Below are 22,617 nucleotides of genomic sequence, written 5' to 3'. Positions count from 1 at the left end.
TGCCGCCCTGGCGCAACAATCATCTTGTTCGTCACAAATCACGGGTCAGCTCGTCGATGTTGTCGGAAAGTATCTCCAGCAGGGATCGTACATAGATATTGTTATTTCCCTGATGCCACATCGCGCTGAGGGGAAGGCCTTCGATATGTTTTTTGGGCGTGAGCGCAAGGTATTTCACGCCGTCCGCATTCATGTCTTTATAGGACGCAGGCACCAGAGCAATGCCGAGTCCTGCGGCAACAAAACTCAGGATAGTCTGCTTCTCTTCAGCATACTGCGCGATAACAGGCATGCTGCCACCTTCCTTGAAAATATTCATTGTCAGGTCATGGCTGTGACGCCGGGTGCGTCTTTCCGGCAAGATAACAGGCTCGTGCCGAAAGTCATCGATACTGACTTCATCATAACTGACCAGCCGGTGGTTAGTGGGCACGGCGAGCACGCAAGTTTCATTGGCGATAAATCGCGTTGTCAGCATGGCATCAATGTGTTCCGGCGGGCGCACAAAAACCACATCCAGCCACCCTGAAATGAGTCGGGGGATAAGTTTGTGAGATTTATCTTCTGTAAGATGAATATCTGCTTCAGGAAAACGCCTGACGAAAAGATTAAGCAATTCAGGAAGTAATCCTTTGGCTGCGCTGTCGATAGCCCCGATCCGCAACGTTCTTTTCTGCAACAGGCTATTTTTCCGGAATCGCTGCCGTAGCGCATCGAAATCAGCAATGACCGTTTTGGCCTCATTTAAAAAGGCGGCGCCTTCAGGTGTTAGCGACACGTTGCGGGTCGATCGATTCAGTAGCCTGATCCCCAAATCATCTTCCAGCAGTTTGATGAAGCGACTCAGTGACGCAGGCATCATTTCGAGTTTACGGGCAGCCCGGCCAAAGTGAAGCTCATCACCTAATACCACAAAGCAACGTAGCTGATTTATATCCATTTTTTCACCAAAACCTGATTATACAAATTATTTATATAAAGCTGTGCCGATGATAAAGCGGTTCAAAACTTCATACTGGGATTATTACAAAACGATAACAACCCTACATCACTATGGAGCATCCCGTCATGAAAAACGACCTCGAAAAGAAGGTGATGCGTAAGGTTACCCTGCGCATTATTCCTTTCATCATGCTGCTGTACTTCATTGCCTTCCTTGACCGTGTCAACATTGGCTTTGCCGCCCTGACCATGAATCAGGATCTGGGATTTTCACCCACCGTTTTTGGTCTGGGCGCTGGCATTTTCTTCCTGGGTTATTTTCTGTTTGAGGTACCGTCAAACTTAATTCTTCATAAAGTGGGCGCCCGCATCTGGATCGCCCGCGTCATGATCACCTGGGGGTTCGTCTCTGGCTGCATGGCTTTTGTGCAGGGCACGACGAGCTTCTACATTCTGCGTTTTCTGCTCGGCGTGGCGGAAGCCGGTTTCTTCCCGGGTATCATTCTCTATCTCAGCTACTGGTTTCCTGCCGCCAGGCGTGCGCAGGTCACTGCCATCTTTATGGCCGCAGCTCCCCTGTCGACAGCACTGGGATCGCCGGTTTCGGCCGCTTTGCTCGAGATGCATGGCTTCCTCGGCTACGCCGGCTGGCAGTGGATGTTTGTACTGGAAGCTTTCCCGGCGCTGGTGCTCGGTGTTGTGGTTTTGTTCTTCCTGACGGATCGTCCGGCCAAGGCCAAATGGCTGACTGATCAAGAGCGAGCCTGGCTGGAAAACGCCATGCAAGACGAGGAGCGGGCACGGGCGGCAAAACAGAGCCATTCCAGTGCATGGCGAGGGCTAGCGGATATACGCGTCCTGGCGCTGGCGCTGGTCTATTTCGGTACCTCAGCCGGGCTGTATACGCTTGGCATCTGGTCCCCGCAAATCATTCGCAGTTTCGGTGCTTCCTCGCTGGAGATTGGTTTCCTGAACGCCTTTCCGGCGGTGATCGGCGTCATCGCCATGATCCTATGGGCGCGTCATTCCGATCGAACCAAAGAGCGCAGCTGGCACGTCATTGGCGCCTGCCTGCTGGCGGTTGCCGGGCTGATATACGCCGGTAATGTCAGCACATTGTTTACCGTGATGCTTGCCTTAACGCTGGTCACTGTGGGGATTAGCGCATCAAAACCCCCTCTGTGGAGCATGCCAACCCTGTTCCTCAGCGGCCCGGCTGCGGCCGCTGGCATTGCCGCTATCAACTCCATCGGCAACCTCGGCGGTTTCGTCGGCCCGATGATGATTGGCGTGATCCGCGAGCAAACCGGTAGCTACAGCTGGGGCCTGTATTTTGTCGCCGGATTGCTGGCGCTCTCGGCCCTCGTGGTCGTGATTCTTTCTGCCAGAGCGAACAAATCGCCGACGGCAGAGCTTCCACATCCTCATACTCATTAACTGGAGAAGTAACGATGCGTCACTACAAAATTGCTGCCATCCCTGCGGACGGTATCGGACCGGAAGTCATTTCGGCAGGTATTGAAGTCTTGCACGCGCTGACGCGCCACGATCCGCAACTGAAATTTGATATAGAGACCTTTGACTGGGGGTCAGACTATTACAAAAAACATGGCGTGATGATGCCGGAAGAAGGGCTGAACATGCTGAAAGCATTCGATGCCATTTACTTCGGCGCGGTGGGGGCACCGGATGTCCCTGACCACATCACACTCTGGGGCCTGCGGCTGCCTATTTGCCAGGGCTTTGACCAGTACGCCAATGTGCGACCCACCAAAATTCTGCCGGGCGTCACCTCACCGCTGCGCAACCGCGGGCCTGGCGATCTTGACTGGGTCATCGTGCGCGAAAACTCCGAAGGTGAATATTCTGGTAACGGCGGCCGTACGCACCGTGGTTTACCTGAAGAAGTCGGTACCGAAGTGGCAATCTTTACCCGTGTTGGGGTGACACGCATTATGCGCTATGCCTTCAGACTGGCGCAGTCCCGTCCACGTAAGCTGCTGACCGTGGTGACCAAATCCAACGCCCAGCGCCATGGTATGGTGATGTGGGATGAGATTGCCGCTGAAGTGGCGCAGGAATTCCCGGATGTGCAGTGGGACAAAATGTTGGTCGATGCCATGACGCACCGTATGACGTTGCATCCCCAGACCCTGGATACCATCGTTGCCACCAATCTGCACGCCGATATCCTTTCCGATCTGGCTGGCGCGCTGGCGGGTAGTCTGGGCGTAGCGCCGACCGCGAATATTGATCCTGAACGCCGCTTCCCTTCCATGTTCGAACCGATCCATGGTTCCGCATTCGATATCACCGGCAAAGGGATTGCGAACCCCATTGCCACTTTCTGGACCGCGGTACAGATGCTTGAACATCTGGGCGAACGCCATGCCGCTGCGCTGATTATGGAAAGCATTGAGTATGTGTGTGAAAAAGGCATTCTGACGCCAGATGTCGGTGGCTCAGCCAATACCGCGGAGGTGACACGCGCCGTGGTGCACTACATTGACGCTAAAGCTGACATTGCCGAGACCGCATAACCATGAATAACGAACAGGCTGCAGAGATCCTGCAGGATATCTTTCAACATGCGGTCAACAGTGCCCGCGCCGGGCCGGTGACCCTGGCTAACCTGCCGGAAAAACCTCGCGGCCGTTGTGTGGTGATCGGTGCGGGTAAAGCGTCCGCGGCAATGGCGGCTGCCGTAGATGCAGCCTGGCCGGATGTGGCGGTGTCGGGCGTGGTGGTGACGCGTTACGGTTACGCGGTTCCTGCGGGCCGCATCCGCATTATTGAGGCGGCTCATCCCGTATCAGATGCCATGAGCGAGGTTGCCGCAATGCTGATTGTGGAGACGCTGCGCGGTTTAACTGCCGATGATCTGGTGCTGGCATTGATTTCAGGGGGAGGGTCGGCGCTGATGGCGCTGCCCGCCCCGGGGTTAACGCTGGCAGATAAGCAGACCATCACCCGGGCCCTGCTCCATAGCGGGGCCAGCATCAAAGAGATGAATCTGGTACGTCGTCATCTCTCAGCGGTGAAAGGCGGAAAGCTGGCGACCATGGCGCAACCAGCGCGCATCGTATCACTGATTATTAGCGATGTGCCTGGCGATGATCCGACGGACGTAGCGTCTGGCCCCACCGTTGCCGATAACAGCGCACCACGTGATGCGCTCCGGGTACTGCAGCGGTATGGCATTGCGATCCCGAAGCCCGTTAGCGAACGGCTAAACCAGCCGGCCGGCCCGGTGGAAAACGCCGCGACAGGCGAGGTCAGGCTTATCGCCACGCCGGCGATGGCGTTAGCGGCGGCGGGGCTGGCCGCACGACAACATGGGCTCACCCCCCTTATTTTGGGGGATGCGATAGAAGGTGAAAGCAGGGAAGTGGCGGTGGTCATGGCCGGTATGGCGAAATCGGCGAAGCAGTATGGTCACCCGATTTCAGGGCCTGCTGTACTGTTGTCAGGTGGCGAAACCACGGTGACAGTAAACCACACTCCGCCTGGAAAAGGGGGCCGCAATACCGAGTTTTTACTCAGTCTGGCCTGTGCGCTCCAGGGGGAACACGGTATCTGGGCCATGGCGGGAGATAGCGATGGTATTGATGGCACAGAAGATGCCGCAGGTGCGATCGTCTTCCCGGATACGCTTGCGCGCGGCAAGCTGAGCGGTCTTAATGCAGTGCAATATCTGGATGGCCATGATAGTTACTGCTATTTTCACGCGCTTAATGATTTGCTGATCACCGGCCCGACGTTAACCAACGTCAATGATATTCGGGCAATATTGATTGCCTGACTGTATCGCTCTCCTGTGCCAGGGAGAGCGATATTTTTCCCTTTCAACATAGTTCAAATCTTCGGCATCCGCCCGCCATCCATTTCCACGTTAAAGCGCATCGCCTGGCGCCAAGGTGTCGATCATCGTTCCGTCTGATGTGTTGGCGTGCAAGATGACATGGAGGGGAAGGTAACGCGAGGAAATCGCCGCCTGGCGCAATACCAGGCGGCTAACGGTCAGGCGGTTTTGGTCGCCGCCTTCAGGCTCTGGACGAAGGCTTTCAGTTCGTCGAGCATGGTCTGCGGCTCATCGAGGTGGCGTTCGATGATTTTGACGATGGCGGAACCGGAGATAGCCCCGGCGGCCCCGGCGTCAATGGCGGCGCTCACCTGCTCCGGCGCGGAGATACCAAAGCCCTGCAGCGGCGGCGCGGCGTGATATTCCGCCAGCTTCTCCACCAGGTGGTGCAGCGGCAGTGCGGCGCGATTTTCCGCACCCGTCACTCCGGCGCGCGACAGCAGATAGGTGTAGCCGCGGCCATAAGAAGCAATCTGGCGCAGTAAATCGTCATCCGCATTGGGCGGGCAGATGAAAATCGGCGCGATGTTATGGCGCATCGCCGCCTGGCGGAACGAGGCGGACTCTTCCACCGGCACGTCGGCCACCAGCACCGAGTCGACGCCGACGCGGGCGCACTGGGCATAGAACGCATCGATGCCCGGGCTGAAGACGAGGTTGGCGTACATCAGCAGGCCGATTGGGATGGTCGGATGCTTCTGGCGGATCGCCGCCAGCATCTCAAAGCACTGCGCCGGGGTCACTCCCGCGGCGAAGGCGCGCAGGGCCGCGCCCTGAATGGTCGGGCCGTCCGCCAGCGGGTCGGAGAAAGGGATCCCCAGCTCAAGGGCATCGGCGCCACCTTCGATCAGCGCATCGATAATTTTGAGCGACTGCTCCGGTCCCGGATCGCCAAGGGTGACAAAGGGAACGAAGGCGCCTTCCTGGTGATTTTTCAGTTGGGCAAACAGCGTCTCATAGCGTTCCATCAGATTTCCCCTCGCGCTTTCAGGATGTCATGTACGGTGAAAATGTCTTTGTCGCCGCGACCGGAGAGGTTAACCACCAGCAGCTGCTCTTTTTCCGGGTTCTCGCGCATCATCTTCAGCGCGTGGGCCAGAGCGTGAGAGGACTCCAGCGCCGGGATAATCCCTTCGTGGCGGGAGAGCGCTTTAAACGCGTCCAGCGCTTCGTTGTCGGTGATCGACACATAGTCAGCGCGACCGGTGCTGTTCAGAAACGCGTGCTGCGGCCCAACGGACGGGAAGTCCAGCCCGGCGGAAATGGAGTAAGACTCTTCGATCTGGCCGTCGGCGGTCTGCATCATCGGCGACTTCATACCGAAGTAGATCCCCACGCGGCCATGCTTCAGCGGCGCGCCGTGCTCGCCGCTTTCGATACCATGCCCGGCCGGTTCCACGCCGATTAGGCCGACGTTGGTTTCATCAATAAAGTCGGCAAACATGCCGATGGCGTTTGACCCACCGCCAACGCAGGCGATCACCGCGTCCGGCAGACGTCCCTCTTTTTCGAGGATCTGCGCTTTGGTCTCTTCGCCAATCATGCGCTGGAATTCACGTACAATGGTCGGGAACGGATGCGGACCGGCGGCGGTGCCCAGCATATAGTGCGCCTTCTCGTAGCTACCAGACCAGTCGCGCAGCGCCTCATTACAGGCATCTTTCAGCGTGGCGGAGCCGCTGTGCACCGGGATCACCTCGGCACCCATCAGGCGCATACGGAAGACGTTCGGCGACTGGCGCTCGACGTCCTTGGCCCCCATGTAGATACGGCATTTCAGGCCGAGCAGGGCGCTGGCCAGCGCTGAGGCGACCCCGTGCTGACCGGCGCCGGTCTCGGCGATAATTTCGGTTTTACCCATCCGTTTGGCCAGCAGAGCCTGGCCCAGCACCTGGTTGGTTTTGTGCGCGCCGCCGTGCAGCAGATCTTCGCGTTTCAGGTACAGGGTGGTGCGAGTACCTTCGGTCAGATTCCGGCATTTGGTCAGGGCCGTCGGACGTCCGGCGTAGTTTTTCAGCAGGTCAGTGAATTCCGCCTGAAAGGCCGGGTCCTTCTGCGCGCTGACAAAGGCTTCTTCCAGCTGGCGCAGGGCGGGCATCAGGATCTGCGGCACATACATGCCGCCGAATTCGCCGAAGTAGGGGTTCAGTAAAGTGCTCATTATTGCTCCTTAATATGCGCGCAGCGTCTGGAATACGGAGGCCAGTTTGCTGGCGTCTTTCATCCCGGGTTGCGACTCTACGCCTGAATTGAAATCGAGTCCGGCACAGCCGCTTTTGGCCGCTTCCACACAGTTATCGGCACCCAGGCCACCCGCCAGCATGACGTTGCGCAGATCCTGGCCCTGCAGCAGGCTCCAGTCAAAGCGCTGGCCGCTGCCGCCCTGGCCGTTGTCGAACAGGTACTTGTCGACATGGCGGAGCGTACGGGCCGGGAGGGTTTCACCAACGCTCAGCGCTTTCCAGATACGGACGTTGTCCGCGAGGGCGTCGCGCAGCGCGTCGATATAGGCCTGGTCCTCATCACCGTGCAGCTGCACGGCGGCCAGCCCCAGAGCCTGCGCGCGGGCGACCACCTCGTCCAGCGGCGCATTGCGAAACACGCCGACGTACTGCAGCGGCGCAGCGGCGATCACCGCTTTGGCCTGGGCGTCATTCACGGCCCGCGGCGAAGTCGGGACGAAAATCAGTCCACCGTAGATGGCGCCAGACTCCCAGGCCACCTGGGCATCCTGCGGCCGCGTCAGGCCGCACACTTTATTCTCGCCGAGCAGCACGCGTTTAACCGCCGCTTCCAGATCCGCCTGTTCCATCAGGGCGGAGCCGATCAGGAAGCCGTTGGCGAAGTGGCTCAGCTCGCGCACTTCAGCATAGGTATGGATGCCGGATTCGCTGATCACCGTGACATCCGGGCCGAGACGCGCCGCCAGCTGACGGGTGCGGTTAAGGTCAATCGACATATCGCGCAGGTCGCGGTTGTTAATGCCCACCACCTTCGCCTTCAGGGCGATGGCGCGCTCCAGCTCCTCTTCATTGCTGACTTCGGTCAGCACACCCATATTCAGGCTGTGCGCCACCGCGGAGAGCTGGCGGTACTGCTCATCGTCGAGCACCGAGAGCATCAGCAGGCAGGCATCGGCCTGATAGTAGCGCGCCAGGTAGATCTGGTAAGGGTCGATGGTGAAGTCCTTACACAGGATCGGCTGCGGCGCGACCTTGCTGACGATCGGCAGAAAATCGAAACTGCCCTGGAAATATTTCTCATCACACAGCACTGAGATCGCCGAGGCGTAGTGTTTGTAGATGCTGGCAATCGCCGCCGGATCGAAATCTTCGCGAATCAACCCCTTCGACGGCGAGGCCTTTTTGCACTCGAGAATAAACGCGGTGCGGGTGCCGGCCAGCGCGTCATAGAAATTGCGCTGCGTCGGGACCACTTCATTCTGAAAACTGGCTAACGGTTGTTGTTGTTTGCGGGCTTCTACCCAAATCGCTTTGTCGGCAACGATTTTTGCTAAAACGGTCTGCATTCTTTACCCTCTTGCCGCTAAGGCGGTCACTCTGTCATAGGCCGCGCCGCTGTGCAGCACATCCAGTACCTGCTGAGCGTTAGCTTTCAGATCTTCATGCCCGTGTAAACGCATCAACATGGCGACGTTGGCGGCGACGGCGGCTTCGTGAGCGGCTTCACCTTTACCTTGTAGCAAGCGCGTCAGAATGTCACGATTTTCTTCCGGCGTGCCGCCCGCCAGCTGCGCCTGATGGTAAGGCGTCAGGCCGAAGTCGTCAGCGGTCAGCTGATAGCTTTTGATTTCCCCGTTATGCAGTTCGGCGACCACCGTGGGCGCATGCAGCGAGACTTCATCCATCCCGCCGCTGTGCACCACCGCCGCGCGCTGATAGCCCAGCACGCGCAGGGTCTCGGCGATCGGCAACACCAGTTCCGGGCTGTAGACGCCAATCAGCGCCAGCGGCGGATGCGCCGGGTTGATCAGCGGCCCCAGCACGTTAAACAGGGTGCGGGTCTTCAGCTGCTGACGGACCGGCATCGCGTGGCGGAAACCGGTGTGGTATTTCGGCGCGAACAGGAAACAAACCCCCAGCTCATCGAGCGCCGCGCGGGATTTATCGGCGTTCATATCGAGATTGATGCCGAAGGCCGCCAGCAGGTCAGAAGAGCCTGATTTACTGGAGACGCTGCGGTTACCGTGTTTCGCCACTTTCAATCCACAGGCCGCAGCGACAAAGGCGCTGGCGGTGGAGATATTGATGCTGTTGCTGCCGTCGCCACCGGTGCCGACGATGTCGGCAAACAGGTAGTCCGGGCGCGGGAACGGCGCGGCGTTTTCCAGCAGCGCGGTGGCGGCGCCGGCAATTTCCTGCGGCTGCTCGCCGCGCACTTTCATACTGACCAGCGCGGCGGCCAGTTGCTCAGGCTTCACTTCACCGCGCACGACGGCGGAGAACAGCTGGTGGCTCTCCTGCTGGCTCAGGGTTTCCGCCTGATAGAGCTTCTCAAGGATCGGCTGGAGGGTGTTAGTGTGCTCCAGCTTCTGCAGCGCCCAGGCCAGGCTCTGCTCCAGCAGCCGTGCGCCCTGAGTGGTAAGGATCGATTCCGGATGGAACTGGAAGCCGCACACCCGGTCCGCATCGTGACGCACCGCCATCACCATACCGTTGAAATTGGCGTTAATCGTCAGCCCGGCGGGAATATTGCTGCCAACCAGCGAGTGGTAACGCGCCACCGGCAGTGGGTTAGCCAGACCGGCAAACATGGCCTGGCCGTCGTGCTCAATGCTGGATGCTTTGCCATGGAGGATCTCGCCCGCCTGGCCGACATAGCCGCCGTAGGCTTCGACAATAGCCTGATGACCGAGGCAGATGCCGATGATCGGCAGCTTGCCACGCATACGGGTCAGCAGTTCCGGCATGCAGCCAGCTTCGCTCGGCGTACCCGGGCCCGGGGAGAGCATCAGCACCGGGTTGTCCATGGTGCCCAGACGCTCAATCAGCGCCTGCGCCGGGACGGAGTTACGGTAAATCACCACGTTATGACCATTGGCCCGCAGCTGGTCTGCCAGGTTATAGGTGAAAGAATCGATATTATCGAGCAGCAGAATGTCAGCCATCAGAAAATCTCCTTCGCGTGATGGGCCTGGCCAATGGCGCGCAGCACCGCGCGGGCTTTATTTCGGGTCTCATCCGCTTCCGACTGGGGAACCGAGTCGAGCACAATGCCGGCTCCGGCCTGGACGGTAGCGATACCCTCCTGCACGTAGGCGGAACGGATGACGATGCAGGTGTCGAGGTCGCCGTGGGCGGTGAAATAGCCCACCGCGCCGCCGTAGCTGCCGCGGCGTTTACCTTCGGCGGCGGCAATCAGCTGCATGGCGCGGACCTTCGGTGCGCCGCTGAGGGTGCCCATGTTCATGCAGGCGCGGTAGGCGTGCAGCACATCGAGGTCCTGACGCAGTTCGCCGACCACGCGGGAGACCAGATGCATCACGAAGGAGTAACGGTCAACCTTCGTTAAATCGGCGACATAGCGGCTGCCCGGGGTACAGATGCGGGCCAGGTCATTACGCGCCAGATCCACCAGCATCAGGTGTTCGGAAAGCTCTTTATGGTCGGTGCGCATTTCCAGTTCGATGCGGCTGTCAAGATCGCGATCCAGCGAACCGTCGGCGCGGCGGCCGCGTGGCCGGGTGCCGGCGATAGGGTAGATCTCAATCTGACGGCTGACGGCGTCATATTTCAGCGAACTCTCCGGCGAGGCGCCGAACAGGGTGAAATCGTTGTCCTGCATAAAGAACATGTACGGGCTGGGGTTGCTCTTCTTCAGCACATCATAAGCGGCCAGCGGCGACGGGCAGGGCAGCGAGAAGCGACGGGAAGGAACCACCTGGAAGATTTCCCCGGCGCGGATCGCGCGCTGCATTTTGCGCACCACCGCGCCGTACTCTTCATCGCTCTGGTCAACGTCGCACTGCATTTCGGCCACAGTGGTAACCGGCAGCGGCGCCGGCGGCTCGTTCAGTTGCTGACGCAGCTGGCTCAGGCGCTGCTCCAGGCGCTGTTTTTCACTCTCCAGCGGGGTGAACAGGCTGGCCTGAATGCGGGTATGCTTGGTCTGATGGTCGATGACCAGCAGAGTTTCTGCCAGATAAAAGCAGTAGTCCGGGCAGGCGGTGTCGCTCTGCAGCGGTGGAAGATCTTCAAAGCCGGCGACCAGGTCATAGGCGAACAGGCCGCCGAAGAACATCGCTTCACGCTCGTTGGCCGGGACGGTCACCAGCTCCTGCAGGAGACGGAAGGCGTCAAACACCGACAGTGAGCAGAGGCGGGCGTCTTCATCGAGCAGGGTGCTGACCGCGGGGAAGGTCAGGATGCGGCCGTTGGGCTGGCGCTGATTGGCGATCCCGGAGGGCAGCGCGCCGTCCAGCAGTTCCAGCAGCGCGGCGCCGTTAGCGGAAAGTGCCTGAATAGTGACAGTGTCACCAAGAGCGGTGATGCGCAGCGCGCTGTCGACCAGCAGCAGGCTTTTTAAGTCATCTTTGCTGTCGATATCAGCGGATTCCAGCAGCAGCGTGGCCGGACGGGCGCCACACAGTTGGTGGAATAACGCCGTCGGGTTCTCCCGGTAGATGGCGTCGCTGGTGAGAAGCTCGAGTGCCGGTTTGGATGTTTGCATTATTGTTCTCGCCTGTTCGTATTATTTTTGTCCAATAAAAAGCCCGCTCATTGGCGGGCCGGGTATCTGTATGCTGAATGCAAAACGCGATCACGCCGCCCGTTATCAGGAGGTGCGCCACCAGCTGTGCAGAGTGATAAAGTGCATTTTCATCGTGATACCCCTTCATGTGAACTTGCGTACTAGTTAACTAGTTCAATGGAATAAAGTCAACCCTTGTTTGCAGATTTTCTCTGCCTGTCGGTATGATAATGCGCTTATTTACGTTGATGTCCAGCAGGAGTCCTTTTGAGCGACAGCCAATACGCAGTGATTTACGATCTGCACAGCCATACCACCGCCTCTGACGGGCGGCTGACTCCGCAGGAACTGGTCCATCGTGCCCATGAGATGCGCGTAGGCACCCTGGCGATCACCGACCATGACAGCGTGGCGGCGATCCCGGCCGCCCGGGAAGAGATCGCCCGTGCCGGATTACCCTTAACGCTGGTAAACGGCGTCGAGATTTCGACGCTCTGGGAGAATCACGAAATACATATCGTGGGTCTGAATATTGATATTGCGCACCCGACGATGACCGCGCTGCTGGAGGAGCAGAAAGCGCGACGCCAGCTGCGGGGCCAGATGATTGCCGAGCGTCTGGAGAAGGCGCGCATCCCTGGCGCCTGGGAAGGGGCGCTGCGGCTGGCGGACGGTGGCGCCGTCACCCGCGGCCATTTTGCCCGTTTTCTGGTGGAGGCCGGCCATGCGAAAAACATGGCGGAGGTCTTCAAAAAATACCTTGCCCGCGGGAAAACCGGTTACGTGCCGCCGCAGTGGTGTACAATAAAACAAGCGATTGATGTCATTCATCATTCTGGCGGCAAGGCGGTGATAGCCCATCCCGGGCGCTACGATCTCTCCGCCAAGTGGTTGAAGCGGCTGTTGGCCCACTTTAGCGAGCAGGGCGGTGATGCCATGGAAGTGGCCCAGTGTCAGCAGGCGCCCCATGAACGCGCCCAGCTGGCCACCCTGGCCGTGCAGTTTGGTCTGCTGGCGTCACAGGGCTCCGATTTTCATCAGCCCTGTGCGTGGATCGAGCTTGGCCGTAAGCTCTGGCTTCCTGCCGGCGTGGAAGGCGTCTGGCACAGCTGGGAAGCGGCCGCCAAATAAAAATTGAGAGGGAAGTATGAGCCAGTTTTTTTATATCCATCCGGATAACCCGCAGGCGCGGTTGATTAACCAGGCGGTGGAGATTGTGCGTAAGGGCGGGGTGATCGTTTATCCGACCGACTCCGGCTACGCCCTGGGCTGCAAAATTGAAGACAAGGGCGCGATGGAGCGGATCTGCCGTATCCGTCAGTTGCCGGACGGCCACAACTTTACCCTGATGTGCCGCGATCTGTCCGAGCTGTCAACCTACGCTTTTGTCGACAACGTGGCGTTTCGTCTGATGAAAAACAACACGCCGGGCAACTACACCTTTATCCTCAAGGGGACCAAAGAAGTACCGCGCCGGCTGCTGCAGGAGAAACGTAAAACCATCGGCATGCGCGTCCCGTCTAACCCTATTGCTCAGGCGTTGCTCGAGACTTTAGGCGAACCGATGCTGTCCACGTCGCTGATGCTGCCTGGCAGCGACTTTACCGAGTCCGACCCGGAAGAGATCAAAGATCGTCTGGAGAAAGTGGTGGACCTCATCATTCACGGCGGTTTCCTCGGGCAGCAGCCGACCACGGTTATCGACCTGACGGAAGATACCCCGGTTGTGCTGCGCGAAGGCGTCGGCGACGTGAAGCCTTTCCTCTGATCGTCATCGTCGGGCGGTGGTTCATGCTCCGCCCGGCACCCCGCGTTTCCTTCCTGACGGCACGACAATCAACCACAGCGCCAGACCGATCAGCAGTGCGCCGAGAATCAGCCCTTTTTGTATGGTTTCTCCGAGGCACAAATAGCCCCACAGCGCCGCAAAAGGTGGGATCAAAAAGGTCACGGACAGCGAACGCAGCGGTCCTATATCAGCAATCAGGCGAAAATAGAGAATATACCCTGCTGCTGTACAGACCACGCCCAGCATGGCTATCGCTATCCACGGCAGGCTCTGTCGCCAGTCTATGACCGGACCATACCAGCCTGACCAGAGAAAGAAAGGCAACAGAAACAGCGTGGCGCCGACCTGGCTGCCCAACGCGACGCGCTCAGCCTCAAGGCCGCCCCGCTGCTGGATCCAGCGACGGGTCAGAAAGCCAGCCAGGTCGTAACAGGCGGTCGCGATCAGGCAGGCCCCGATCCCCGGCAGCAGGAGGGCGGCGCTGAGGCTGGAGGTTGGGCGCGCAATGACTGCCACGCCAATAGCGCCCAGTAACGCGCCGCCGCCTTTGCGCAGGGTTAACGGTTCTGCAAAGCATAACGCGCCGATAAGCATTCCCATCATCGGCGCCGTGGCGTTGAGCGTGGCGGAGTACCCTGCCGGCAGCCACTGTGCGGCAAGGCAGTACATCAGAAAAGGAAGGCCTGAATTAATGACCCCCAGCTTCAGAGTGGATATGAATTTTCCCTGATACCCGCTCCATTTACCCTGCACGCCGAGTAACAGCCCGAGCACGGTAGCGGCGAACAGTACGCGAAGAAAAGCGCTGTTCATCGCCCCGAAGGCCGGGGTGGTGATGCGCATAAACAAAAAGCTGGCGCCCCAGAGAGCGGCGAGCAGCAGCAGGCGGCCATAGTCGATAACACGCATGATTGACTCCTTGTATTCACGAAGGAAGTCAACTGTAGAACTCACGTGCAGCGTCCGACAAACGCGTTATGCTTACATGATTAAGTTATTCTTAACTGAGATGCCATGTCGATGAAACTTCCACCGCTGAATGCGCTGCGCTGCTTTGAAGCGGCGGCACGGCTGCTTAGTCTGAAGCAGGCCGCCAGTGAGCTTTGCGTTACGGCAAGCGCCGTCAGCCAGCAAATTGCCCGCCTCGAGGAAGCGCTGAATACCCCGCTTTTTATTCGTACTCCCCGACAGTTACAGTTAACGGAGGTGGGGGAGATCTACCTGCGGGCCGTTCAGCCCGCCTTTCTCCAGATAGCCGCCGCCACCCAGCGCCTGCAGGTGCCCGCGGGGCCAGAAAAGGTGACGCTCAGCTGTACCAGCGGCTTCGCCATTCAGTGGCTGCTGCCGCGGCTGGCTGATTTTGAACGACGTTATCCAAAGATTGAGATCCAGATCGGCACCACCAACCGGCGAGTAGATTTGCTGAGTGAAGGGATCGATTTTGCCGTGCGTCATGGTGTCGGCGGCTGGCCGGAACTGCAGGCTTACCGCCTGCTGGATGACGACCTTATCCCGGTCTGCAGTCCGCAACTGATTGCTCCGCGCCGGTCCCTCGCCGGTGCGGGCGATCTGCTGCAGTATCCGCTGCTGCACGATGAGCATCGTGAAGACTGGGCGCTGTGGTGTGAGGCCGTGGGGCTGGAGCCGGACCGCGCGCGCCGCGGTCCGGTGTTCACTGATTCCAACGGCGTGACGGAGGCGGCGTTCGCTGGTATGGGGATGGCATTACTGCGACGTTCATTCATAGCGCCTGCGCTGACGCAGGGGCGGCTGGTTAATCCTCTGGCGCAGCCCATCGCCTGTCCGCTGGCCTATCATCTGGTTTACCACGAGACCGCGCTGCTGGCGCCTGCCAACCGCTGTTTTCGCGACTGGCTGCTCGGCCAGCGCCCGGCTGTTGTTGAGGAGGGCGCGCAGTGAGGAGAATCACTGTCCGGTAAAGATCTCTATGTGTGAAGGCGCACAGGAGAATGAGGAAAATCTGTTCCATACTCAAGGTGCGATACGGCGAACAGAAGCTTTCCCGACGAAGTTAGTGTAGTATGTTCGGCCACGATTACGGGCTCGCGGTGAATGTTTTGCGCATGCCAGCGAGACTTTACGTAAAAAGTATATACGTAACAATGAGTTGTTCATACAGGCCTCATTGTTTCATAAAGCATACCAGACGCCTGGGAAGGCGACACCTTAAGGAAGCTCAATGAGCGAGAAACTGCAAAAAGTGCTGGCCCGCGCCGGCCACGGCTCCCGCCGTGAAATTGAAGCGAAAATCGAAGCTGGCCGCGTCAGCGTCGACGGAAAAATCGCCACCCTCGGCGATCGTGTGGAAATCGTCCCCGGTTTAAAAATTCGTATCGATGGTCATCTGATCTCGGTGAAAGAGTCTGCTGAGCAGATCTGTCGCGTGCTGGCTTACTATAAGCCGGAAGGCGAGCTGTGCACCCGTAACGATCCGGAAGGGCGCCCGACGGTGTTTGATCGCCTGCCAAAACTGCGCGGCGCGCGCTGGATTGCCGTTGGCCGTCTGGACGTGAACACCTGTGGCCTGCTGCTGTTCACCACCGATGGCGAACTGGCAAACCGCCTGATGCATCCGAGCCGTGAAGTCGAGCGTGAGTACGCCGTTCGCGTTTTCGGCCAGGTGGATGATGATAAGTTGCGTCAGCTGTCTCGTGGCGTGCAGTTAGAAGATGGTCCGGCAGCATTTAAAACCATCAAATTCACCGGCGGTGAAGGGATTAACCAGTGGTACAACGTCACCCTGACCGAAGGGCGTAACCGCGAAGTGCGTCGCCTGTGGGAAGCGGTCGGCGTGCAGGTCAGCCGTCTGATCCGCGTGCGCTATGGCGATATTCTGCTGCCGAAAGGCCTGCCGCGCGGCGGCTATACCGAACTGGACCTGGCGCAGACCAACTACCTGCGCGAGCTGGTGGAGCTGACGCCGGAAACCAGTTCTAAAGTTGCCGTCGAGAAAGACCGTCGCCGGATGAAAGCCAATCAGATCCGTCGGGCGGTGAAGCGTCACAGCCAGACCAGCGCTAACCCGCGCCAGGGTAACAACAGCAACCGTCGTTCCAGTACTCGCAATAAGACCAACGGTTAATGTTGTGCGTTCCGGTGGATTGCCGCCGGAACGCGTACTGCCTTTCGCCGTATCAGGCCCTCAGTAGTCAATTCCCATCTGCGCTTTAATCCCGGCATCAAACGCATGCTTGACCGGACGCAGTTCGCTGACGGTATCCGCCAGTTCAATAATATCGCGATGGCAGCCGCGGCCGGTAATGATCACCGACTGATGGGCAGGACGCTCACGCAGGGCGCTTAGCACCGACTCCAGCGGCAGGTAATCGTACGCCACCATGTAAGTCAGCTCATCCAGCAGCACCAGATCGAGCTGGTCGTCAGCCAGCATACGGCGGGCATGCTCCCAGACCGCCAGACAGGCGGCGGTGTCGCTGTCGCGATCCTGGGTGTTCCAGGTGAAGCCTGTCGCCATCACCTGAAATTCGACGCCGTGGGGTTCCAGCAGGTTACGCTCACCGTTAGGCCAGGTCCCCTTAATAAACTGGATCACGCCGACTTTTTTGCCGTGGCCGACGGCGCGGGTCGCGGTGCCAAAGGCGGCGGTGGTTTTGCCTTTGCCGTTGCCGGTAAAGACCATCACAATGCCGCGTTCGTCCTGGGCTGCCGCCACCCGGGCGTCAACTTTATCTTTCAGCCGCTGCTGGCGTTCGCGGTAGCGTTCATCACTCATTGGGCAATTCCTGGCTTACGGCCCGGTTGGGCGTCAAAGGTCATTCCCGTCTTGCGGCGACTGTCGTCACCCATCAGCCATAGATAGACGGGCATAATGTCAGCGGGGGTCTTCAGTTTTAGCGGATCTTCCGTCGGGAAGGCGCTGGCGCGCATCCCGGTGCGGGTGCCGCCGGGGTTGATGCAGTTCACCCGCAGATGACGGCTTTGGTACTCGTCGGCCAGCACCTGCATCATCCCTTCGGTGGCGAATTTGGAGACCGCATAGGCGCCCCAGTTGGCGCGGCCCTGACGGCCAACGCTGGACGAGGTGAAGACCAGCGAGCCCGCATCCGAACGGAGTAATAAAGGAAGAAGCGCCTGGGTCAGCATAAAAGTGCCATTGACGTTCACCTGCATCACCTGCTGCCAGACCTCCGGCTTCTGCTCGTCCATAGGGCAGATGTCGCCGAGCAGGCCGGCGTTGTGCAGCACGCCGTCAAGACGGGGATAGTGCATACTTATCTGCTGCGCCAGCTGCTGGCACGCCTGCGGCGTGCAGGTTAGCAGGTCGAGGGTAAACCAGCGGGCGGGAATGCCGCCCTCGCGTTCAATCTCCTGGGCGACGGCGCGCAGTTTTTCGTCGTTGCGGCCAAGCAGAATCACGCTGGCGCTATAGCGCGCGTAGGTCAGGGCCGCTTCACGACCAATCCCGTCGCTGGCGCCGGTGACCAGGATGATGCGATCTTTCAGCAAGTGGCGTTGCGGTTGATAATGCACGGCGACTCCTTGGGCGATCGGTTCCCGATCGCGCTTCATCTTTGGTATCTCACTTTTGCGCTGTTATGCCTGAAAGTGCTCGCCATTGCAATCGGCGAAGCGGAAAGTATTCAGAAAATTAATATCTTGCAACGATTTCAGCCTCGCTGAAAAAAAACGGAATCCGCTGCGCACAAGACACAAAGCACAAAGACTTCTCGCCAGGGGCTGATGTACACTGTGCAGCAACGTCAGTGCTTTACACAAGGTGAAAACGTGGAATTACTTGCTCAGTACGGCTTATTTTTAGCCAAGATCGCGACGGTTGTCGTCGCTATCGCGGTGATTGCCGCTATTATCGTCAACCTGGCCCAGCGTAAGAAGCAGCGCGGCGAACTGCGGGTGACCAATCTTAGCGAGCATTACAAAGAGATGAAGGAATCGCTGGCGGTGGCGCTGCTTGACGGCCCGCAGCAGAAACAGTGGCATAAAGCGCAGAAGAAAAAGCAAAAACAAGAGGCGAAGGCCGCGAAAGCGCGGGCGAAGCTGGGTAACGTGGAGCCGGAAGGCAAGCCGCGCGCCTGGGTGCTGGATTTCAAAGGCAGCATGGATGCCCATGAGGTCAACAGCCTGCGGGAAGAGATCACGGCGGTACTGGCGGCGGCGAAAGCGCGTGACCAGGTGGTGATTCGTCTGGAAAGCCCCGGCGGGGTGGTGCACGGTTACGGGCTGGCAGCCTCTCAGCTGCAGCGGTTGCGCGACAAACAGATCCCGCTGACGGTGGCGGTTGACAAAGTGGCGGCCAGCGGCGGCTATATGATGGCTTGCGTGGCCAACAAAATTGTGTCGGCGCCGTTTGCGATCCTTGGCTCCATTGGCGTGGTGGCGCAGATCCCTAACCTCCATCGCTTCCTGAAGAACAAAGATATTGATATCGAACTGCATACCGCCGGGCAGTACAAACGGACGCTCACTATGCTGGGCGAAAATACCGAAGAAGGGCGGCGCAAGTTCCGTGAGGATCTCAATGAGACGCACCATCTGTTCAAGGATTTCGTCCATCGGATGCGTCCTGGACTTGATATTGAGCAGGTAGCTACCGGCGAGCACTGGTACGGGGTGCAGGCGCTGGAAAAAGGGCTGGTGGATGCGGTTGAAACCAGCGATGAGCTGTTGCTGGGGCTCATGGAGAGCCACGAGGTGATCGGGGTGCGTTATCAACAGCGTAAGAAAATGCTCGACCGCTTCACTGGTAGCGCCGCGGAGAGCGCCGATCGACTTCTGCTGCGCTGGTGGCAGCGCGGTCAGAAACCGCTGATGTAAACAACATAACGCGAGGCCAGGGCCTCGCGTTATCGTTTCCACTGGCCTTAATCGACCAGGTGATACTTGTCCGACAGCTCGTGGGCGAGGTACTTAAACATGTTAAATACCGCCGTACTCTTCGGCGTCGGTAAACCCTGCTCGTCAAGATAAAACTCACCGCTAAACACCAGGACATTGTTGCGCTGAACGACGTCGGTGGCTTCGATACCGGCTAACGTATCCTCATGTTCGCGAATAAGTTTGTTGGCTTTTTCGAGCAGCGTCTGGCGATCGATAGGTTGGGTTGTACCTTGCATAACGGACTCCTCTTTTTCTCCGCGCGTAGTTTACGCCGCGCGGCGGCGTGGGGCAAATTTTCCATGGACAAAACAGGGGTAATCGTAACCAGTGGAGAAACAGCCGTTTACTGGCGGGTTTCGCTTTTGCATGCTAATAAAGTTGCGTAACGAATTTTATCAGGTACAGTGTGACGCTTTCGGCGATCTGGCAACAGATTTGCTTGACATTCGGCCAAAAATTCTTCGTGCTATGTCACCTGACGAAAAAAAGTCAGCAAACTCAAACGCCTGGTTTTACGGAGATGAAGCGGGTGTTCAGGGTTGATATTCACCGACGGTGCCGCAACATATGAGGCAGTCGCCAGTGGAGGGTGTATGAATGTGCGATGTATTCCTGGATGAATCAAATTAGGTAAAGGTGAATATGGGTAAAGCTCTCGTTATCGTTGAGTCCCCGGCAAAAGCCAAAACGATCAATAAGTATCTGGGTAATGACTACGTGGTGAAATCCAGCGTCGGTCATATCCGCGATTTGCCGACCAGTGGATCAGCTTCCAAAAAGAGCACCGACTCTACCGCCACCAAAGGGGCTAAAAAGCCTAAAAAGGACGAACGTGGTGCTCTGGTTAACCGCATGGGCGTGGACCCATGGCATGACTGGAATGCGCACTATGAAGTACTTCCGGGTAAAGAAAAGGTAGTTTCAGAACTCAAACAGTTGGCGGAAAAAGCTGACCACATCTATCTCGCAACCGACCTTGACCGCGAAGGGGAAGCCATTGCCTGGCACCTGCGGGAAGTGATCGGCGGCGATGAACAGCGTTACAGCCGCGTGGTGTTCAATGAGATCACCAAAAACGCTATTCGTCAGGCCTTCGAAAAGCCGGGCGAACTGAATATCGATCGGGTTAACGCCCAGCAGGCGCGCCGCTTTATGGACCGCGTGGTGGGCTATATGGTCTCGCCGCTGCTGTGGAAGAAAATTGCCCGTGGTCTTTCTGCCGGGCGCGTGCAGTCCGTTGCGGTCCGCCTGGTGGTGGAACGTGAGCGTGAAATCAAAGCCTTCGTCCCGGAAGAGTACTGGGAAGTTGATGCCAGCACCACCACGCCGGGCGGCGACGCGCTGCCTCTGCAGGTGACTCATAAAGACGATAAGCCGTTCCGTCCGGTCAGCCGTGATGAGACCATGTCGGCGGTATCGCTGCTGGAAAAAGCCAGCTACAGCGTGCTGGAGCGAGAAGACAAGCCGACCAGCAGCAAGCCGGGCGCGCCGTTCATCACCTCCACGCTGCAGCAGGCGGCCAGCACCCGTCTAGGCTTCGGCGTGAAAAAGACCATGATGATGGCTCAACGTCTCTATGAGGCGGGGCACATCACCTATATGCGTACCGACTCCACCAACCTGAGTCAGGACGCGCTGAACATGGTTCGCGGTTATATCAGCGACAACTTTGGCAAAAAATATCTGCCGGAGAGCGCTAACCAGTACGCCAGCAAAGAAAACTCGCAGGAAGCGCACGAAGCGATTCGTCCTTCTGATGTGAGCGTGCTGGCGGAAACGCTGAAAGATATGGAAGCCGATGCGCAGAAGCTCTATCAGCTGATCTGGCGCCAGTTTGTCGCCTGTCAGATGACGCCGGCGCAATACGATTCCACCACGCTGACCGTGGCGGCGGGCGATTTCAAACTGAAAGCACGCGGTCGTACCTTACGTTTCGACGGCTGGACCAAAGTCATGCCGGCGCTGCGCAAGGGCGATGAAGACCGGACGCTACCGGTGGTCAAACAGGGCGACCGCCTGAGCCTGGTGGAGCTGACGCCTGCGCAGCACTTTACCAAGCCGCCGGCGCGCTTCAGCGAAGCTTCACTGGTCAAAGAGCTGGAAAAACGCGGCATCGGCCGTCCTTCCACCTACGCTTCGATCATCTCGACCATTCAGGATCGCGGCTACGTGCGGGTGGAAAACCGTCGTTTTTACGCGGAGAAAATGGGCGAAATCGTCACCGATCGGCTGGAAGAAAACTTCCGCGATCTGATGAACTACGACTTCACCGCGCAGATGGAAGATCGTCTCGACCAGGTGGCCAACCACCAGGCCGAGTGGAAAGAGGTGCTGAACCACTTCTTCGGCGATTTTACCACTCAGCTGGAGACCGCAGAGAAAGATCCGGAAGAGGGCGGCATGCAGCCGAACCCGATGGTGCTTACCAGCATCGACTGCCCGACCTGTGGACGTAAAATGGGCATCCGTACCGCCAGCACCGGTGTTTTCCTCGGCTGTTCGGGCTATGCTCTGCCGCCGAAAGAGCGTTGCAAAACCACCATCAACCTGGTGCCGGAAAACGAAGTCCTCAACGTGCTGGAAGGCGATGACGCGGAAACCAACGCGCTGCGTGCCAAACGTCGCTGTCAGAAGTGCGGGACCGCAATGGACAGCTACCTTATCGATCCTAAGCGTAAACTGCACGTGTGTGGTAATAACCCGACCTGTGACGGCTATGAGATTGAAGAAGGCGAGTTCCGCATCAAGGGCTATGACGGTCCGGTAGTGGAGTGCGAGAAGTGCGGTTCTGAAATGCACCTGAAAATGGGGCGTTTCGGCAAGTACATGGCCTGTACCAACGACGAGTGTAAGAATACGCGTAAGATCCTGCGCAACGGCGAAGTGGCTCCGCCGAAGGAAGATCCGGTGCCGCTGCCGGAGCTGCCGTGCGAGAAGTCTGACGCGTACTTTGTGTTGCGCGACGGGGCGGCGGGTGTCTTCCTGGCGGCCAACACCTTCCCGAAATCACGGGAAACGCGTGCGCCGCTGGTGGAAGAGCTGTACCGCTTCCGCGATCGTCTGCCGGAAAAACTGCGCTATCTCGCCGATGCGCCGCAGCAGGATCCGGAAGGTAATAAAACGCTGGTGCGCTTTAGCCGTAAAACGAAACAGCAGTATGTGGCTTCCGAAAAAGAGGGCAAAGCGACCGGCTGGTCAGCCTTCTTTATTGACGGTAAATGGACTGAAGCCAAAAAGTAATCGTGCAGTATCAGGCAGGAAAAGCGCGCTTTTCCTGCACTAACGGCCGGCAGAGGCAGTGGATGCCTCTGCCGCGTTGTTTCCCCTTCTGGATGGTCTTTTCTTCCCCTTATAACCACCTATATTATTTTTCGTTAGTATCTATACACTGTTGATATAAATGATATAGTGGTTATAGCTAATCTCTTTTTTATTA

Annotated in this window: 19 protein-coding genes and 1 other annotated feature; of the genes, 9 read left to right on the top strand and 10 right to left on the bottom strand. The window is 58.3% G+C overall.

Annotated features, from left to right (window positions below):
* Positions 1–31: 31 nt before the first annotated feature.
* Positions 32–940, bottom strand: a complete 909-nt coding sequence (locus tag CW267_RS17230; protein ID WP_012542062.1) for a LysR family transcriptional regulator — start codon at positions 938–940, stop codon at positions 32–34.
* Between the two features lie 128 nt (positions 941–1,068).
* Here CW267_RS17230 and CW267_RS17225 point away from each other — a divergent pair, with 128 nt between their 5' ends.
* Genes CW267_RS17225 through CW267_RS17215 form a run of 3 tightly spaced genes read left to right on the top strand, consistent with a single transcriptional unit; the run spans position 1,069 to position 4,744 of the window.
* The gene (locus tag CW267_RS17225; protein WP_012968451.1) at positions 1,069–2,379 is read left to right on the top strand and encodes an MFS transporter; all 1,311 of its coding nucleotides are present in this window, start codon (positions 1,069–1,071) and stop codon (positions 2,377–2,379) included.
* A gap of 14 nt (positions 2,380–2,393) precedes the next feature.
* Positions 2,394–3,482 (top strand): tartrate dehydrogenase, encoded by a 1,089-nt coding sequence (locus CW267_RS17220; RefSeq protein ID WP_002901724.1) that lies wholly within the window; start codon positions 2,394–2,396, stop codon positions 3,480–3,482.
* A gap of 2 nt (positions 3,483–3,484) precedes the next feature.
* The gene (locus CW267_RS17215; RefSeq protein WP_008807773.1) at positions 3,485–4,744 is read left to right on the top strand and encodes a glycerate kinase; all 1,260 of its coding nucleotides are present in this window, start codon (positions 3,485–3,487) and stop codon (positions 4,742–4,744) included.
* 218 nt (positions 4,745–4,962) lie between these two features.
* On the opposite strand, the gene trpA is transcribed toward CW267_RS17215, so the two are convergent.
* Genes trpA through CW267_RS17190 form a run of 5 tightly spaced genes read right to left on the bottom strand, consistent with a single transcriptional unit; the run spans position 4,963 to position 11,494 of the window.
* Entirely contained in the window at positions 4,963–5,772 is an 810-nt protein-coding gene (trpA, locus tag CW267_RS17210; protein ID WP_012968450.1) for a tryptophan synthase subunit alpha, read from the bottom strand.
* Positions 5,772–6,965 (bottom strand): tryptophan synthase subunit beta, encoded by a 1,194-nt coding sequence (gene trpB, locus CW267_RS17205; RefSeq protein ID WP_012968449.1) that lies wholly within the window; start codon positions 6,963–6,965, stop codon positions 5,772–5,774. Before trpB ends, trpA begins: the two co-directional genes overlap by 1 nt.
* 9 nt (positions 6,966–6,974) lie before the next feature.
* The gene (gene trpCF, locus CW267_RS17200; protein WP_012968448.1) at positions 6,975–8,333 is read right to left on the bottom strand and encodes a bifunctional indole-3-glycerol-phosphate synthase TrpC/phosphoribosylanthranilate isomerase TrpF; all 1,359 of its coding nucleotides are present in this window, start codon (positions 8,331–8,333) and stop codon (positions 6,975–6,977) included.
* Positions 8,334–8,336: 3 nt separating this feature from the next.
* Positions 8,337–9,932, bottom strand: coding sequence for a bifunctional anthranilate synthase glutamate amidotransferase component TrpG/anthranilate phosphoribosyltransferase TrpD (trpD, locus tag CW267_RS17195; RefSeq protein WP_082228040.1), 1,596 nt, complete (start codon positions 9,930–9,932; stop codon positions 8,337–8,339).
* Positions 9,932–11,494, bottom strand: coding sequence for an anthranilate synthase component 1 (locus CW267_RS17190; protein WP_100781361.1), 1,563 nt, complete (start codon positions 11,492–11,494; stop codon positions 9,932–9,934). Before CW267_RS17190 ends, trpD begins: the two co-directional genes overlap by 1 nt.
* Before the next feature lie 33 nt (positions 11,495–11,527).
* Positions 11,528–11,623: a sequence feature (Trp leader region), on the bottom strand.
* A gap of 159 nt (positions 11,624–11,782) precedes the next feature.
* Here CW267_RS17190 and rnm point away from each other — a divergent pair.
* Together rnm and CW267_RS17180 are read left to right on the top strand one after the other, a co-directional pair.
* Complete coding sequence (gene rnm / locus CW267_RS17185; protein WP_012542055.1) at positions 11,783–12,646, top strand: RNase RNM; 864 nt, start codon at positions 11,783–11,785, stop codon at positions 12,644–12,646.
* 16 nt (positions 12,647–12,662) lie between these two features.
* A complete protein-coding gene (locus CW267_RS17180; protein WP_008807778.1) occupies positions 12,663–13,283 on the top strand; it encodes an L-threonylcarbamoyladenylate synthase in 621 nt (206 codons plus the stop codon).
* A gap of 21 nt (positions 13,284–13,304) precedes the next feature.
* Here the strand turns inward: CW267_RS17180 and CW267_RS17175 are convergent, their stop codons facing one another.
* A complete protein-coding gene (locus tag CW267_RS17175; RefSeq protein ID WP_100781362.1) occupies positions 13,305–14,213 on the bottom strand; it encodes a DMT family transporter in 909 nt (302 codons plus the stop codon).
* A gap of 111 nt (positions 14,214–14,324) precedes the next feature.
* Between CW267_RS17175 and gcvA the strand changes: the two genes are divergently transcribed.
* Both gcvA and rluB read left to right on the top strand, forming a co-directional pair.
* Positions 14,325–15,224 (top strand): transcriptional regulator GcvA, encoded by a 900-nt coding sequence (gene gcvA / locus CW267_RS17170; RefSeq protein ID WP_032737167.1) that lies wholly within the window; start codon positions 14,325–14,327, stop codon positions 15,222–15,224.
* Positions 15,225–15,504: 280 nt separating this feature from the next.
* Entirely contained in the window at positions 15,505–16,407 is a 903-nt protein-coding gene (gene rluB, locus CW267_RS17165) for a 23S rRNA pseudouridine(2605) synthase RluB (RefSeq protein ID WP_008807781.1), read from the top strand.
* A gap of 60 nt (positions 16,408–16,467) precedes the next feature.
* Here the strand turns inward: rluB and cobO are convergent, their stop codons facing one another.
* Together cobO and CW267_RS17155 are read right to left on the bottom strand one after the other, a co-directional pair.
* Positions 16,468–17,058, bottom strand: coding sequence for a cob(I)yrinic acid a,c-diamide adenosyltransferase (gene cobO, locus CW267_RS17160; protein ID WP_002901749.1), 591 nt, complete (start codon positions 17,056–17,058; stop codon positions 16,468–16,470).
* On the bottom strand, positions 17,055–17,816 hold the full coding sequence (locus CW267_RS17155) for a YciK family oxidoreductase (protein ID WP_012542052.1): 762 nt from the start codon (positions 17,814–17,816) through the stop codon (positions 17,055–17,057). Before CW267_RS17155 ends, cobO begins: the two co-directional genes overlap by 4 nt.
* A 255-nt stretch (positions 17,817–18,071) precedes the next feature.
* Between CW267_RS17155 and sohB the strand changes: the two genes are divergently transcribed.
* Complete coding sequence (sohB, locus tag CW267_RS17145; RefSeq protein ID WP_008807783.1) at positions 18,072–19,118, top strand: protease SohB; 1,047 nt, start codon at positions 18,072–18,074, stop codon at positions 19,116–19,118.
* A 47-nt stretch (positions 19,119–19,165) separates the two neighbouring features.
* Here sohB and CW267_RS17140 read toward each other — a convergent pair whose 3' ends face one another.
* A complete protein-coding gene (locus tag CW267_RS17140) occupies positions 19,166–19,417 on the bottom strand; it encodes a YciN family protein (protein WP_002901761.1) in 252 nt (83 codons plus the stop codon).
* Between the two features lie 406 nt (positions 19,418–19,823).
* Here CW267_RS17140 and topA point away from each other — a divergent pair, with 406 nt between their 5' ends.
* On the top strand, positions 19,824–22,421 hold the full coding sequence (gene topA / locus CW267_RS17130) for a type I DNA topoisomerase (protein ID WP_100781363.1): 2,598 nt from the start codon (positions 19,824–19,826) through the stop codon (positions 22,419–22,421).
* Positions 22,422–22,617: the final 196 nt, after the last annotated feature.

The organism is Klebsiella sp. X1-16S-Nf21 (assembly GCF_002837615.1).
GTDB lineage: Bacteria > Pseudomonadota > Gammaproteobacteria > Enterobacterales > Enterobacteriaceae > Klebsiella > Klebsiella variicola.
The sequence above is the reverse complement of the archived record's forward strand: the minus strand, read 5'-3'. Positions and strand labels throughout refer to the sequence as shown.